General features: G+C 71.0%; 14 protein-coding genes and 1 tRNA gene. 6 read left to right on the forward strand and 9 right to left on the reverse strand.

Going from position 1 to position 14179, the window contains the following annotated elements; translation table 11 throughout:
* The first annotated feature begins 9 nt into the window (after positions 1 to 9).
* Complete coding sequence (locus KME78_RS17800) at positions 10 to 672, forward strand: hypothetical protein (RefSeq protein ID WP_219530191.1); 663 nt, start codon at positions 10 to 12, stop codon at positions 670 to 672.
* Here the strand turns inward: KME78_RS17800 and KME78_RS17805 are convergent.
* The gene (locus KME78_RS17805; RefSeq protein ID WP_308126995.1) at positions 669 to 1226 is read right to left on the reverse strand and encodes a cysteine dioxygenase; all 558 of its coding nucleotides are present in this window, start codon (positions 1224 to 1226) and stop codon (positions 669 to 671) included. The genes KME78_RS17800 and KME78_RS17805 overlap by 4 nt on opposite strands.
* Positions 1223 to 2083 carry an amidohydrolase family protein gene (locus tag KME78_RS17810; protein ID WP_308126996.1) on the reverse strand — a complete coding sequence of 287 codons (861 nt, stop codon included), beginning with the start codon at positions 2081 to 2083 and terminating at the stop codon, positions 1223 to 1225. Before KME78_RS17810 ends, KME78_RS17805 begins: the two co-directional genes overlap by 4 nt.
* A 213-nt stretch (positions 2084 to 2296) precedes the next feature.
* Between KME78_RS17810 and KME78_RS17815 the strand changes: the two genes are divergently transcribed.
* Positions 2297 to 3289 carry a LacI family DNA-binding transcriptional regulator gene (locus tag KME78_RS17815; RefSeq protein ID WP_219530193.1) on the forward strand — a complete coding sequence of 331 codons (993 nt, stop codon included), beginning with the start codon at positions 2297 to 2299 and terminating at the stop codon, positions 3287 to 3289.
* A 32-nt stretch (positions 3290 to 3321) separates the two neighbouring features.
* On the opposite strand, the gene KME78_RS17820 is transcribed toward KME78_RS17815, so the two are convergent.
* Together KME78_RS17820 and KME78_RS17825 are read right to left on the reverse strand one after the other, a co-directional pair.
* A complete protein-coding gene (locus KME78_RS17820; RefSeq protein WP_219530194.1) occupies positions 3322 to 4704 on the reverse strand; it encodes an aromatic amino acid ammonia-lyase in 1383 nt (460 codons plus the stop codon).
* A 5-nt stretch (positions 4705 to 4709) separates the two neighbouring features.
* The gene (locus tag KME78_RS17825; protein ID WP_219530195.1) at positions 4710 to 5090 is read right to left on the reverse strand and encodes a phage holin family protein; all 381 of its coding nucleotides are present in this window, start codon (positions 5088 to 5090) and stop codon (positions 4710 to 4712) included.
* A 141-nt stretch (positions 5091 to 5231) separates the two neighbouring features.
* Here KME78_RS17825 and KME78_RS17830 point away from each other — a divergent pair, with 141 nt between their 5' ends.
* Positions 5232 to 5507: a hypothetical protein gene (locus KME78_RS17830; protein ID WP_214637009.1), complete on the forward strand. Its 276-nt coding sequence runs from the start codon at positions 5232 to 5234 to the stop codon at positions 5505 to 5507.
* A gap of 29 nt (positions 5508 to 5536) precedes the next feature.
* On the opposite strand, the gene KME78_RS17835 is transcribed toward KME78_RS17830, so the two are convergent.
* A complete protein-coding gene (locus tag KME78_RS17835) occupies positions 5537 to 6310 on the reverse strand; it encodes an FAD:protein FMN transferase (RefSeq protein ID WP_219530196.1) in 774 nt (257 codons plus the stop codon).
* A gap of 49 nt (positions 6311 to 6359) precedes the next feature.
* Positions 6360 to 7073 (reverse strand): ferredoxin reductase domain-containing protein, encoded by a 714-nt coding sequence (locus KME78_RS17840; protein WP_219530197.1) that lies wholly within the window; start codon positions 7071 to 7073, stop codon positions 6360 to 6362.
* Positions 7074 to 7125: 52 nt separating this feature from the next.
* Here KME78_RS17840 and KME78_RS17845 point away from each other — a divergent pair, with 52 nt between their 5' ends.
* The 3 genes from KME78_RS17845 (at position 7126) to KME78_RS17855 (ending at position 8810) form a co-directional block, all read left to right on the forward strand.
* A complete protein-coding gene (locus tag KME78_RS17845) occupies positions 7126 to 7518 on the forward strand; it encodes an OsmC family protein (RefSeq protein WP_219530198.1) in 393 nt (130 codons plus the stop codon).
* Between the two features lie 248 nt (positions 7519 to 7766).
* Positions 7767 to 8690 carry a nucleoside hydrolase gene (locus KME78_RS17850; protein WP_219530199.1) on the forward strand — a complete coding sequence of 308 codons (924 nt, stop codon included), beginning with the start codon at positions 7767 to 7769 and terminating at the stop codon, positions 8688 to 8690.
* Between the two features lie 46 nt (positions 8691 to 8736).
* Positions 8737 to 8810, forward strand: a tRNA-Lys gene (locus KME78_RS17855).
* A 47-nt stretch (positions 8811 to 8857) separates the two neighbouring features.
* On the opposite strand, the gene KME78_RS17860 is transcribed toward KME78_RS17855, so the two are convergent.
* From KME78_RS17860 to KME78_RS17870, 3 genes are all read right to left on the reverse strand, one after another.
* Positions 8858 to 9622, reverse strand: a complete 765-nt coding sequence (locus KME78_RS17860; RefSeq protein ID WP_219530200.1) for an SDR family NAD(P)-dependent oxidoreductase — start codon at positions 9620 to 9622, stop codon at positions 8858 to 8860.
* Positions 9623 to 9705: 83 nt separating this feature from the next.
* Complete coding sequence (locus tag KME78_RS17865; protein ID WP_219530201.1) at positions 9706 to 12609, reverse strand: ATP-binding protein; 2904 nt, start codon at positions 12607 to 12609, stop codon at positions 9706 to 9708.
* A gap of 31 nt (positions 12610 to 12640) precedes the next feature.
* Positions 12641 to 14176, reverse strand: coding sequence for an MFS transporter (locus KME78_RS17870; RefSeq protein ID WP_219530202.1), 1536 nt, complete (start codon positions 14174 to 14176; stop codon positions 12641 to 12643).
* Positions 14177 to 14179 lie beyond the last annotated feature (3 nt).

Below are 14179 nucleotides of genomic sequence, written 5' to 3' on the forward strand. Positions count from 1 at the left end.
GGGACTCACGTGCTGACCGAGGCGCTCCAGCGGCTGGCCGACGGGCGCGGCGGGGTGATCGGGGTCGAACCTGGCCTGGTCATCGAGCCCGACGAGACCTGGACGGCCGCCTCGGAGCTGCTGCGCCCGCCGTACACACTGCTGGGGGAGCTGGTCGACGAGACGGCGGCGCGCTGGAACGCTCCGCGGCACGTCGGCGCCGCGCTGTTCTGGAAGACCTACGGCTACTGGCACACGATGCCGATGGCGCTCGGCTGGGCGCTCGACGGGCGGGTGCCGACCATGCGGCTGGCCGACACTTACTTCAAGGTCTCAGGGGCGGGCGTGACGATCGCGGCCACGCGCGTGAGCTGGGGGTCCGGCGCCGCGCCGATCAGGGAGGCGCTGGCCGAGTCGCAGGAGCCGCTCGTCCGGGTCATCAGCCGGATGGTCAAGGTGGGTGAGCGGACGCTCTGGGGGTCGACCGCGGAGGCGTTCGCCCACCCGTTGACGCAGTTCGTGGCGGGTGACTACATGAGGCTGCTGGCCGAGATCGGCAAGCCGGTCGACGGGCTGATCGAGCCCGCCGACGACGGCTACTTCCGTCGGACCTGCTGCCTGTGGATCGTGCTGCCCGATGTGGAGCCCTGCGCGAGCTGCTGCGTACTCAGGCCCCCGCCACACCGTTCCTAGGCCACTGCGGCGTCGTCCATGGGACGCAGCTCGTCGGCGTAGCTGACCGAGACACGGCGCATGACGCCGGTGTCGTCGATGGAGTACTGGCCCAGCCGCCACAGCGGCGGCGAGTAGGCGTGGATCGAGACGCTGTTGTCCACGGCGCCGTTGAGCCGGTGGATGTGGTCCGGGCCGAACGAGAACGACTGGCCCTCCGTCACCACGGTCTCCAGGTGCTCGCCGCCGATGCGCGGGTTGCATTCGGCCAGCGCGCCCTGCACCACGTGGACCGCGCCGGAGGAGATGTCGTGGTCGTGCCAGCCCGTGTCGTCCTCGGGCCGCCAGCACAGGAGCCAGACGTCGACGTACGCGTCACGGTAGAGCGAGGCGTAGTGCCGACCGCCGTCGGCGGGGAACTCCACCTGCTCCCGCCACTCGGCCGGGTTGGCGGCCAGCTCGTTCACCAGCTCGCGCAGCTCGCGCCGGTCCAGTGTGCGTTCCGGGAGCCGAGCACAGGCCCCCCCGTCCTGGGTTTGATTCGTGCCGGTGTGTTCGAGAATCTGCTCGCTCACTTACGGGTCTCCTTTCGGCCGAGTAGACGACGGGGATTGGTGACCCGGATGGCGTGGGCGGCTGCCTCGCCGAGGCCCGGGTCGGGTGCGGTGGCATAGGGGGCGTCGGAGCCGTTGACGACGACGTCGACGCCGAGCTCGCGGACGATCGCGTCGATCGCGCGCGGGCCGTACGAGGAGGTCTCCACGAAGCAGCCGGGGTCCACCAGGCCCCGGCCCGTGCCGCCCCTCGCGATCAGTCGCTCCGAGTGGAGCGGGGCCAGCCCGGCCAGCAGCGCGAAGCACACGCGCAGCCGGGGGTGGCGCGGCCTGACGACCGCGTGGAAGTAGTGCCAGGACGCGTGCATTTGCTGGACGTACGGCACCAGCGCGGGCCACCAGGACGGTGTGCCGGGGGCGGGCGCGGCCGGGCCCGGATGGATGAACAGCGGCAGGTCCCGCTCCGTGAGCACGTCCAGCAGGCGGTCGTCGGGCAGGGCGGTCGCCGGGATCTGCAGTCCGGCGAACCCGCGGTCGAGGTCCTTGGCCAGGCGCTCGGGATCGGGCTCGCTGTGGCAGGTCGACGCCCACGCGCCGAACGGCGCGGGCAGCGCGAGCGCGCCCTCGTGATAGGCGTCGAGCAGCGGCCACGCCTCCTCCGGAGGCAGGAACTCGATGCCGAGCGGGCTGGACAGCGAGACCAGGGCCAGCTCCAGCCCGGTGACGTCCCGGTCCTCGTGGTCGGCGGGGTCGACCTCGTAGGGCGGTTCGCCGTCGAGGATCAACGTCCAGCCGTCGAGGTACGGAGAGACGGTCCGGCCGCGGAGCGCTTCGACGAACGAACGGGTCCACAGATGCTGATGGATGTCGATGCTCACGGCCACACCTCCCTCTATTTCCTACTAGTATTGCAGGTAAACCTATCACGCTGGCGATTCGAGCTTGTGAAGCGATTCAGTGATACGGTTCAGTGAACCGCTTCACAAGACAAATGTCAACGGCAGGCCGCTAGCCCCCGGACGGGGATGAACCACGCCAGCGGCTCCTTCGGCATGCGAGCTTCTGTCGGTGGCAAGCAATAGGCTGGCTTAATGCCACGGAAGAGAGCGACGATCCGGGAAGTGGCGCAGGCGACCGGGCTGTCGCCGGCCGCTGTGTCCTACGCGCTGCGTGGCATGCAGGTCTCGGAGGAGACCATGGAGCGCGTGCGCGCCGCCGCGGCCGAGCTGGGCTACGAGGCCGACCCCATCGCCAGGGCGCTGGCCAGCGGGCGCACCAACATGATCGGGCTGCTCTGCGGCTCCCTCGAAGACCTTTGGCAGCAGTCGCTGGCCGTCGGCATCAGCAGGGGCCTGCGGGAGAAGGACCGCTACGCGCTGATCCTCGACGCGGTCGGTGACCCGGCCCGCGAGCGGGCCCTCGCCCAGCAACTACGCGACCAGCGGGTCGACGGCATGATCGTGCAGCCCGTCGATCCGGCGGCGCCGTTCTGGGCGGACCTGTGCGAGTCGCTGCCGGTGGTGGCGATCGGCGACTCACTGGCCGGCACCGCCGGAGAAGTGGTCTTCGACAACCGCCGCGGCGTCAGCCTCGCCCTCGAACACCTCCATGCCATGGGCCACCGGCGGATCACCGTGCTGACGCCGACCTTGACCAGCACCCCCGACCGACCGGCCGACGTGCTCGTCACCTCCGAAGCCGACCGCCTCGGCCTCGACGTCGAGTTGGCCACCGCGTCCCACGGGCTGGCGGCGGCCACCGAGGCGGCCCACCGCACCCTGGGCGCCGACCGGCCGAGCGCGGTGTTCTGCTTCGCCGACTCGATCGCCTACGGCGTCTACGCGGCGGCGGCCGAGCTGGGATTGTCGATCCCGGGCGACGTCTCGGTCATGGGCTACGACAACCACCCGATGTCGGGCCTGATCACGCCCGGGCTCACGACGGTGGACTGGGACATCGACGGCATCGTGCGGGCGGCCGTACGCCTCATGTCGGCGGCGGCCGACGGGGGGACGCGGCGCCGCCGGGTCGTGCAACAGCCGACGCTCCGCGAACGCGGCTCGGTGGGCAGGGTGGAGAAATAGGGCGGGCCGTGGCGGCGGGGTCCCCGTGCGGGTCAGCGGCCGTCCTCCTGGAGGCCCTCAGCCCGGTGCGGCGGGTGGCGGGTGCCCACGGCTTGCCGTACAAGATGGAAATTGTTGGAGATCAGCGCACGCGTGGCGTCCAGATCATCCGTAAGGGGACGGTCGGGGACATCGGGGGCTCTGGTGGCGGCCAGGCGCTCGCAGGCGAGCACGATCTCCAGTGGCTCCACGCAGCGCAGCGCGTAGCGCGCGGCCTGCGTCGCGAAGCCCGCGTGGTCCTCGGTCCCCCGGGAGATGACGGCGGTCCCGGCCGTGACCGGGTTCGCGAGGTGGCGTAGCTCGGCCAGCGCGTCCTGGGCCACATACTCCAGGATCATCGCCCCCGACCCGCCCGGCCGCGCCGCCAGGAACGGCAGCCGCCCCGTGTAGGCGGGCTCCATGAGCGTGGCCAGCCGGGCCGTGCTGAGCTGGGCCGTCGGCACCAGCGCCGCGCGCAGCGCGTCGAGCGCCAGCGCGACCGGGGCCGAGTGGAAGTTGCCGTTGTGCCAGGCCAGCGAGTCGGCGATGAGCGGGTTCTCGGCGGCGGCGTTCAGGTCGGTCTCGACGGCCCGCTCGGCGCGGTCGAGCGCGTCCAGCGCGGCGCCGTGCACCTGGGCGAAGGCGCGGTAGCCGTACGGGTCCTGGAGGCGGGCGGCGAACTCCCGCGAGAGCAGCCCGCGCAGACGGGCGGCCGCCGCGGCCTGGCCGGGCTGCGGCCGGACCTCCTGTACGACGGCGGCCAGCGGCTCGGCCGAGGCGGACACCGCGACGAAGCTCAACGCCGCCACGTCGACGGCGGCCTCCAGCAGGACACGCAGCCGGTGCACGGCGATGGCGGCGTCGGCCAGCGTCGCGGCCCCGGAGCTGATGAACGGCAACGCGTCACCGGACGCCAGCGGATATCGGGGCCCGCCCGCAGTCGGCCCCTGCCAGGACATCTCCCCCAGGAGACACAGCGCGGTGGTGGCGAGAGCCGTCAGATCGCCGGTCCCGATGGCGCCGTAGGTGCGGATCGGGGGAGTGAAGCCGTCGTTGATCGCCCCCGCCAGCACCGGCAGCACGCCCGGATCGACGCCCGAGCCGCCCGCCAGCAGCTGGTTGAGCCGCACCGCCAGCATCGCCCTGGCCCGCTCGGGCGCGAGGAGTGGCCCCGCCCCGCCCGCGTGGCTGCGCAGCAGGTCGAGCCCGCCGCCCGCCACACCCACGTCCTTGTTGGCCCCGACTCCGGTGCTCTGCCCGTAGACGGGCCCGGTCAGCTCCTGGACCGCCCCCCACGCCGCCCGGGCCCGATCCAGTGAGGCGATCGTGACCCGGGCCGTGCCGTACGCCACCGTGTGGACCTGCGCGCAGGTCAGACCGGCACCGTGGAGTTCCATCGAGCTCAGTCGTTGTCGGGGATGAACAGGCCGAGCAGCCAGCTGACCACGCTGATGATGATCGCGCCCCAGAAGGCGGCCGGATAGAAGTTGCTGACATGGAAGGGGATGTCGAGCTGGCCGGAGATCCAGCTCGTCAGGAGCAGCATGGCCGCGTTGATGACGAGGAGGAACAACCCCAGCGTCAGCACGATCAGGGCACAGCCGAGCCCCTTGACGATCGGCTTCACGATGGCGTTGATGAGGCCGAAGATCAGGGCGACGATGAGCAGGGTGCCCCAGTAGGTGGGGGTGTTCTGGGGGCCGGTGATCTGGATGCCATCGATGAACTGGATGGCTACCCAGAGGGCGACCGCGGCCGCCAGGGTTCTGATGATGAATCTCACGCTGGTTGATCCTCCCATTACCCATCGGTGGTCCGATAGAGGCTCACCGTGATGACCGGATATGTGCATTCCGGCCACGCACTGTGATAGGCGTTATCGATGGGCAACGATGGGCAGAGACGTGCGGGGGAGGGGAGCGAGATGGAGTCCGAGGGTTTCGAATCGCTGTCGGCCAGTGAATTGCACGACCGAGCCGTCAGTTATGCCGTGCGCCACGGCGATCTGGGTTTCCTGTGGAACCTGCTGAGGGTGATCCCGGCGGCGGAGGCCGCCAGCGGTCACGACACAGAAACCGCCAACGACCTCAGCCGGGTGTCCGCACTGCTCAGCGATGCCCTCGCGGCGGGCGAGGGTGAGCTCGGCGAGGCGCTGCGACCGGTTTACCTCGAATACCTGAGCAAACATCCCGACGCCTGACCTGTGCCTGACCGCGCCTGACCCGCGCGTCAGCCCGCCAGCTGGGTTTCGGCGCCGTAGTGGGCGAAGCCGGGCGTGCTGATCTCCTGCCCGTCACGGCTGATGATCATGGTCTGGTACTCCTCGGCCTCCGCGAGTTCCATGGCGAAGCGCCTGGCCAGCACCGGGCCCATGGCGTACATCGCGGTGGCGTAGGCGTCGGCGGCGCCCAGGTCGGGGCCGAGCACGGTGACCGAGCCGAGCTTGTCCTGCTTGACGCCGGTGCGCGGGTCGACGACGTTCGCGCCGCCCGAGGTGGCGATGCCCATGTCGTGGGTGAAGACGACTTTGCGTACCAGGCCGGTGCGCGGGTCACGGACGCTGATGTGCCAGCGCTTGCCGGGGGCGGCCGAGCCGCGCACCCTGATGTCCCCGCCGGCGGTGATGCGGTGATCGACGGCGCCCGCGCTGGCCAGCGCGCGGGAGAGCCGTTCGAGCGCCCAGCCCTTGATGTAGCCCGAGGTGTCGATGACGCCGTTGATCCGGGATTCGAACCAGCCGCCGGTGGCCTCGCTGAGCTCGTCGCAGCGGTGCAGCACCTCGATGAGCTCCGGGATCTGCCTGATCGTCCCGCCGCGGTTCAGCCGGCTGATCTGGCTGTCCTCCCTGGCGGGGTTGAACGTCTCGTCCACCCAGCGCAGCCAGGCGAAGGCGTCGTCGAGTACGGGAGCCAGCTCCCGCCGCGGCAGGGCCGTACGGATATCCACGCTGACGGGTATGCCCATGACCATCTCGACACGGGCGCTTCCGGGGAAAGTCGTCACCTTGCCTCCTTGTTCGCAGCAACCGTCCCACGGCGCGCGTAATGCCTTGTTAAACGAACGGCCTACGTTTGAAGCGAGTTGTCCTGACCTGCGCCTTCGGTACGGACAAGCGGGTGAGGGCGCCCCGGACGTACCGCTGGAAGGGCCGCGGGCCGGCGACGATCACCGTGCGTTCGGCGATGTCGGGCACCTGACGGCTCAGCCCCGAGGCGCTGAGCCGCTCCTTGGCCCGGGGGTCGTGTTCCCGGCCGGCGACGACCACCAGGCCGTGCTCGGCCTCCAGCTCGCGTAGCTCGTCGGTCACCCGGTCGGTCCGGTAGACGGTCACCGTGTCGCCCGTGTGGGTGGCGAGCAGGTCGCGCAGCCCGGCGGGTTCGAGGTCGGCGACGATGAGCAGGGAGCCTCTGGTCGTGGCCCGTACGGCGTGGTGCCAGACGGCCATCACGGCCGCGATGCCGTACAGGAGGAGTGAGCCGGCGCGGCTCGCGGTGGTCACGTACGCGGTGGAGCTGAGCTGGTGTGTCACCAGCACCGTGCCCACCACGTATCCGGCCAGGCGCAGGCGCTGCCTGGCCTGCTCCGACCGGAGGATCTCCGGCACCTTGACCGACAGCAGCCCGAGCGCCACCAGCAACCCGGCGACGGCCCACGCGGAGAGATGCCACGGGTACCCGAACCCCGGCTGGATCGCACCGAACTCGGCGACCGCGACACCGCACCAGAACACGATGAGAGGCTGATTCGCCTTTGCCTCGCTAGCCATGGGATAGACGATGCGCGCCGAACATGAGAGGCGTCTGAGTAGTGTCTGAAACATGGCTAACGTACGAGTTGAGCGGACCGAAGATGGCGGCTTCCGGGCCACGAACGCCCGTGGCGCGGAGGTGCGGATCGGAGGCGGCGAGGAGGAGGGCGTGTTCACGCCCGTCGAGCTGCTGCTCGCGGCGGTGGGTGGGTGCAACATCGTGACGGTGGAGCCGCTGACCGCCAAGCGCGGGCAAAGGCTGATCCGCCTGGCGATGACCGTCGAATCGGAGAAGATCGAGCCGAACCTGCTGGGTCCCGTCACGGTGACCTATGACGTCGAAGTCCCGTCCGAGCAGGCGGATGAGGTCTTCCGGGCGGTGGCCGATCGGGTGCACGCGAAGTACTGCACGGTCAGCCGTTCCCTCCAGGAAGGGACGGAGGTCCGTTTGGAGATCCCTTAGCCGGATTAGGCGGACATTCGACCCCGCTATGGCACGTTCGTTGCATTCGCCTCGGTAGTGTCGAGGCAGGTCAAGAGTCCTGCGACTGACTTGCAGACTTTTACCGAAGCGGACGCGGAGGGGGACCGCTGTTCGCAGTGCGGGACCGCCGGCGTTTTTGGGGGAAATCGCCGGCCTGGACCGCCCTCGGTCGGGGCCGGACAGTTGGGGGACTGTCCGGCCCCGATTCATGCGTATTGTTCGGTTCTGTGACAAAGGTCCTCATTGACTGCGATCCCGGCATCGACGACGCGCTCGCCCTGGCGCTGGTGGCGGGCACCCCGGCCCTGGAGCTGGTCGGCATCACCACGGTCGGCGGCAACGTCGACCTCGCGCTGACCACGGCCAACGCGCTGGCACTCAGGGAGTTCCTCGACCTCGGCGACGTTCCGGTCGTTCCGGGCAGCGCGGGCGCGCTGGTGCGCGACACGGTCCGCGCCGCCGACGTCCACGGCCTGTCCGGCCTGGGCGACGCCGTCCTCCCACCGGCCACCCGCCCCGTTTCCGACGGCCACGCGGTGGACTTCATCGTGGAGACCCTGCGGGCCGCGCCGGGCGAGATCACCCTGGTCGCCATCGGCCCACTGACCAACATCGCGCTGGCCGTACGCCGGGAGCCACGCGTCGTGGAGTGGGCCCGCGACTTCGTGATCATGGGCGGCTCCTTCACCCGCGGCAACACCAATCCCGCGGCGGAGTTCAACATGCTGGCCGACCCGGAGGCGGCGGCGATCGCCTTCGACGCCGGCTGGACGGTGAAGATGCTCGGCCTCGACGTGACCCTCACGGCCATGGTGACCAGCGAACTCCTGGACCGGATGCGCCCACTCGGCCGTCTGTCCGAGCTCCTGGTGCCCGCCGCGCAGTTCTATGGCCTGGTCACGGCGGACGGCGGACCGGCCATCCATGACGCGTGTGCCGTGGCGTACGTGATCGACCCTTCGCTGTTCACCTGCGTACCGGCACGGGTGAACGTGGAGACGGCCGGGCGGTACACCTCGGGGATGACCGTCACGGACTTCAAACTCCGCGACGGCCGGCCCAACGCCCAGGTGGCGACGTCGCTGGACGTGAAGCGGTTCTGGGACATGGTTCTGGGGGCGTACGAGGGGCTGGGGGAGCGGCTCGGATGATGTGCTGGGGGGTGCGTGGCGGCTGCTACAGTTACTTCTGTTGCGGGCGCCGCTAGCTCAGTTGGTTAGAGCAGCTGACTCTTAATCAGCGGGTCCGGGGTTCGAGTCCCTGGCGGCGCACCCACAAGGAAGCCCCAGCTCATGTATGTGAGCTGGGGCTTCTTCCATTATCCGAGCGGACCGAGGAACATGCCGCCGGTGGCGTCCAGGACGTTCGCGGTGATCCAGCGGGCGTCGTCCGAGGCGAGGAAGGCGACGGCGTCGGCGATGTCGGCCGGTCGGCCTATCCGGCCTAGTGCGGTGATCGACGTTATGGCGGCCCTGGTCTCCGGGGCGTGCAGGGCGTCGTTCACGTTGGTGTCGGTCGCGCCAGGGACCACCGCGTTCACCGTGATGCCGCGTGCGCCGAGGGTGTTGGCCAACGTTCGGGTCATGACCTCCACAGCGCCCTTGCTCATCGCGTAGGCGATCTGGGTGGACATCGCGATCCGGGTGGACGGCGAGGAGATGTTGATGACGCGCCCGCCGTCGCGCAGCAGCGGCAGTACGGCCTGGACGAGGAAGAAGGGCGTCTTGACGTTGATCGCGAAGACCTCGTCGAACTGCCGCGGCGTCAGCCGGTCGATCGAGCCGGCGAACAGCGTGTCCAGGTTCCCGCAGGCGGCGTTGTTGACCAGGATGTCCAGCGGCTGCCCGCCCAGGCCCGTCACGAGCGCGTCCACGTCGCCCGGGACGCCGAACTCGGCCTGGATCGGGAAGGCGCTGCCGCCGGACCGTTCGATCGCGGACACCGTCTCCTTGGCCGCGTCGACGCTGGTGGCGTAGTGGACGGCCACCCGGGCGCCGTCGGCGGCCAGGCGCTGGGCGATGGCGCGGCCCATGCCCCGCGATGCGCCCGTGACCAGCGCGGTCTTTCCGGTGAGGTTCGGCAAGGTGAACTCCAGTCAGTCAGTGATCGGTGTGTGCCCCCACCCTCGACGCGGCCACTCACCGAACGCTCTCCATCCGCTGGCAGTCACGCTCGCGGCGGGCCGAGAAAGGCCGCGGCCATGGCTTCCGCCGCGATGGTCGCGGCCGGCAGGTTCCCGTGAACGAGTGCGGCGGTGAGGGCCTGGTGGCTGTACGACTGCGCCAGGCGGGCGTCGTTCTCGCTCTGGGCGATCCGGCTCAGCCCGAAGAGGATCTGCCACCGCGTCCATCGGGTGCTCATCGACTCCCGTTCGCACCCGTCCATCGCCAGCTCGTACAGCTCGCGGGCCCGGGCGAGGTCGCCGTCCAGACGCGCGAGGTCGGCGAGCCCTCGCTGCGCGTCCGCCTGCGCCTCGGGCAGGCCGGTCCCGCGGGCGAGCTCGGCGGCCCGCTCGTAGTCCGCCCGCGCGGCGGCGGGCCGGCCGGCCGTGGCCAGCGCGTCGGCGTTCCTGACGAGCATCCGTGTCATGTCCTCCACCGCGCCCAACTGGCCCGCCAAGTCCAGGGCCTCAGCCATCAGCGGTACGAAAGCCGCTTCGTCCCCTTGCGAGCCGGTGAGCCAGGCCAGGTGGTCCAGCGCCGTCGCGATTCCCCAGCGGTCGCCGACCGCGCGGAAGCCGCCGAGCGCCGCGCGGAACGCCCGCTCCGCCGCTGCCTGATCTCCGTCGAGCAGCCCCCTGGTGCCCGCTGCCAACCGGGCGAAGGCCCGGGACCACGGATCGGACCCGAACACCTCGTCCTGGCGAGGTCCGAGCACCATGAACCGGAGTACGGCCAGGAACGGGTATCGCGGCCCGGCCGAGGTCAGGGTCGACGGCAGGCGGTCCAGCCACAGGCGTAGTTCGCGGTCGTAGCCGCCGCACGCCGCCGCCGCGTGCGCGAGGCACAGGGTGTACTCCTCCTCCAGACCGGCGGGAGGAGGGGAGCCGATCACCTTGAGGAGTTCGGCGGCCATCGGGCCGCGTCCGCCGCTCAGTCCCCGCAACTGCCCGTGCCACGACAGGGCGGTGATCAGCTGGACGGCGCGCATCGGGTCGGCGCGTACGGCCCAGCGCAGCGCGGCGTCGAGATTGCCGCGCTCGGCGTCGAGCCTGGCCAGCCAGTGCAGCTGGTCCGGGCCGCGCAGGTGGGGTTCGGCGGTCCGGGCCAGGTCGAGGAAGTACGCCGCGTGCGCCGCCCGCAGCCGCTCGCCTTCCCCGGTGCTAGCGAGCCGTTCGGCGCAGAACTCGCGGACCGTCTCCAGCATGCGGTAGCGTCCGTCGCCGGTCTCGACCAGGGATTTGTCGACGAGGTCGGCCAGCCGTTCGACGACCTCGGCATCGGGCAGCCCGCAGACCTGCGAGGCCGCGTGGAGAGTGGCGCCGTCGCTGAACACCGTCAGCCGCGCCGCCAGCGCCTGCTCGTCCCGGCTGAGCAGGTCCCAGCTCCAGGCCACGACCGAACGGAGGGTCTGATGCCGGGGCGCCGCCGTACGGTCGCCGCGGGACAGCAGCCCGAACCGGTCGTCGAGCCGTACCGCGACGTCGTCGAGTGTCAGCGAACGCAGCCGGGCGGCGGCGAGCTCGATCGCCAGCGGCAGCCCGTCGAGCGTCCGGCAGACGCGGAGCACCAGGGAGATGTTGGCGTCGCCGACCGCGAAACCGGGACGGACGGCGGCGGCCCGGTCGGCGAACAGCCGCACCGCCGGAAGGCCGAACCCGTCCGAGACCGCGGCCTCGGGCAGCGGGACGGCGAGGGGCGCGACCTGGCACAGCGTCTCACCGGTGACATCGAGCCGCTCCCTGCTGGTGACCAGGATCCGCAGGCCACGGCAGGCGGCCAGCAGGTGGCGGGCGAGCCGGGCGACCTCGTCCAGGACGTGCTCGCAGTTGTCCAGGATGAGCAGCAGCCGTTGCCCGGCCAGCCCCGCGACCAGCCGGTCGACTGCGTCGAGCGGACCGGACAGCGATGGCACCAGCCCGGCTTCCCGCAGGCCCAGCGCGCCGATCAGGGCTCGCGCGACGTCGGAGACCGGGGCCAGGTCGACGAATCGCACCTCTCCCGGCTCCCGCGCGGCCGCCTCGATGGCCAGCCGGGTCTTCCCGACGCCGCCCGGCCCGGTGAGCGTGATCAGCCGGCCCCTTCTGAGGAGCTCGCCGACCCGTCCGAGCTCCTCCCCACGCCCCACGAAACTGGTGAGCTGAGCGGGGACCCTGGCTCGCGGGACCTCGGCGAGCGTGCGTTCGGCGCGGACCACCGCAAGGTGGATGTTCTGCAGCTCCGGGGAAGGATCGACGCCGAGCTCGCCGGCCAGTGTCCGCCGTGCGTCCTCGTACACTTCGAGCGCCTCCGCTTGGCGGCCACTCCCGTACAGCGCGCGCATGAGCTGCCCGCGCAGGCGTTCCCGCAGCGGATGCGCGGCCATGATCCCCGGCAGTTCCGCCGCCAGGTGATGGTGCTCTCCCAGGCCCAGCCGCGCCTCGATGTGGTCTTCGAGCGCGGCGATCCGCAACTCCTCCAGGCGGGCGGCCTGCGGCTCGGCGAAGGGCGCGGTCATGACGTCGTTCAGCGCCGGTCCCCGCCACAGGTCCAGGGCCGCCCGTGTCGACGACGCGGCCTTGGCGTGGTCCCCGGCCGTGAGCGCCCGCCGTCCCTCGGCGGCGAGCCGCTCGAACCGGTGAACGTCGACGTCCTCGGGATCGACCGCCAGCCGATAACCGGCGGGACCGAACTCGACCAGCTCGCCACCCGCCGCCCGGAGCCCGCGGCGCAGGCGGGACACCTGGGTCTGCAGCGCGTGCGCGGAATCGCTCCGGCCGTACAGGCCCTCGACGAGCAGCCGCACGCTCACCTCCTGGCCCGCGTCCAGCAGCAGCATCGCCAGCAGCGAACGTACGCGCGGGCCGCCGACGGTCATCAGCCCGCCGTCGTCGGACCGCACCTCCACCGCGCCCAGGACACCGAACCACATGGCAGCGATTATCGACCTGTTCTGTACGAGGTCAGTGGGTGGCGACGGCCGGTTCTCGGTCGTCGATGACCTTGGGCACCTGGCGCAATGTGACGAGGGCCGCGATCGCCACCAGGGCGGCGAAGCAGGCGCTGCCGAGCAGGGCGACGTGCATGCCGTTCACGAAGGCGTCCCTGGCGGCCGTGGTGAGCTGCCCCGCGAGCGTTCCAGGCAGCTTGGCGGCGACCTGCAGCGCGGCGCCGAGGGAGTCGCCGGCCGCGCTCCGAGCCTCGGCGGTGAGTCCAGCGGGGGCTTCGAGGGTGGCGCGGTAGACGGCGTTGAGGATGCTGCCGAGTATGGCCATGCCCAGTGCGCCGCCGAGCTCGGTTGCGGTCTCGGAGATGGCCGAGGCGGCTCCGGAGCGTTCCTTCGGCACCGAGGCCAGCACCGTGTCATTGGTGATGGTGAGGGCCAGACCCATGGAGCCGCCGGAAAGGAGCATCGGAATCAGCAGCACCGGGTAGTTCGACTCCACGCCGGCCAGCAGGAACAGTGAGTAGGCCGCCGCGGCGACGATCAGGCCGACGGCGACGGCGCGGGCCCGGCCGAGCGCGTTGATCAGGACCGGTGCGAGAACACCCCCGCCGACCATCGAGGCCAGGGCGGCGGGCAGCCCGGCCAGGCCCGAGGTCAGCGGCGTCCAGCCGAGGACGAGCTGGAAGTACTGGGAGAAGATCAGCGACTGGGCGACCAGGGCGAACATCGCGAAGAGGTTCGTGCTGATCGAGCCGGTGAACGCGGCCCGCCTGAAGAGGCTGATGTCGATGAGCGGGTCCGCCGCCCTGGCCTGCCGCATCAGGAACAGGACCAGCCCGGCGACGCCGACGACGACGGAGATGACGACGTGCGCCTCGGCGAGGCCGTACAGGGCGGCCTCCTTGACCCCGTACACGATGCCCAGCACGCCGACGGCGGACAGCGGCACGCTGAGCAGGTCGAGGCGGCCGGGCCGGGGGTTGCGCGCCTCGGGCAGCACGACCAGCCCGGCGACGAACGCCACGGCCATGATCGGCACGTTGATCAGGAACACCGCGCCCCACCAGAAGTGCGTCAGCAGCGCGCCGCCGAGTACCGGGCCGAGCCCGACCGCGAGCCCGCCGACCGCGCTGAAGATCCCGATCGCCGCCGTACGCTCCTTCGGCTCGGTGAACACCCGGCGGATGAGGGACAGCGCGGACGGCATGAGCGTGGCCCCCGCGACGCCGAGCAGCGCTCGCGCCGCGATCAGCAGCTCCGCGTTCGGGGTGAACGCGGTCAGCGCGGAGGCGGCGGCGAACCCCACGGCGCCGATGAGCAGCAGCTTCTTGTGGCCGATGCGGTCGCCGATCCCGCCCATCGTGACCAGCAGGGCGGCCAGCGCGAAGCCGTACGCGTCGGCGATCCACAGGATCTGGGTGGCCGAGGGGCGCAGGTCGTGGTTGAGGTTGGGGATGGCCAGGTTCAGGGCGGTCATGTCGATGTTGGGGATCACCGCGACAAGGCAGGCGATGACCAGCGTGCCCCACTTTCGGGCGTTGGAGATGGGCATAGG

This window comes from Nonomuraea guangzhouensis (assembly GCF_019396345.1).
Taxonomy (GTDB): domain Bacteria; phylum Actinomycetota; class Actinomycetes; order Streptosporangiales; family Streptosporangiaceae; genus Nonomuraea; species Nonomuraea guangzhouensis.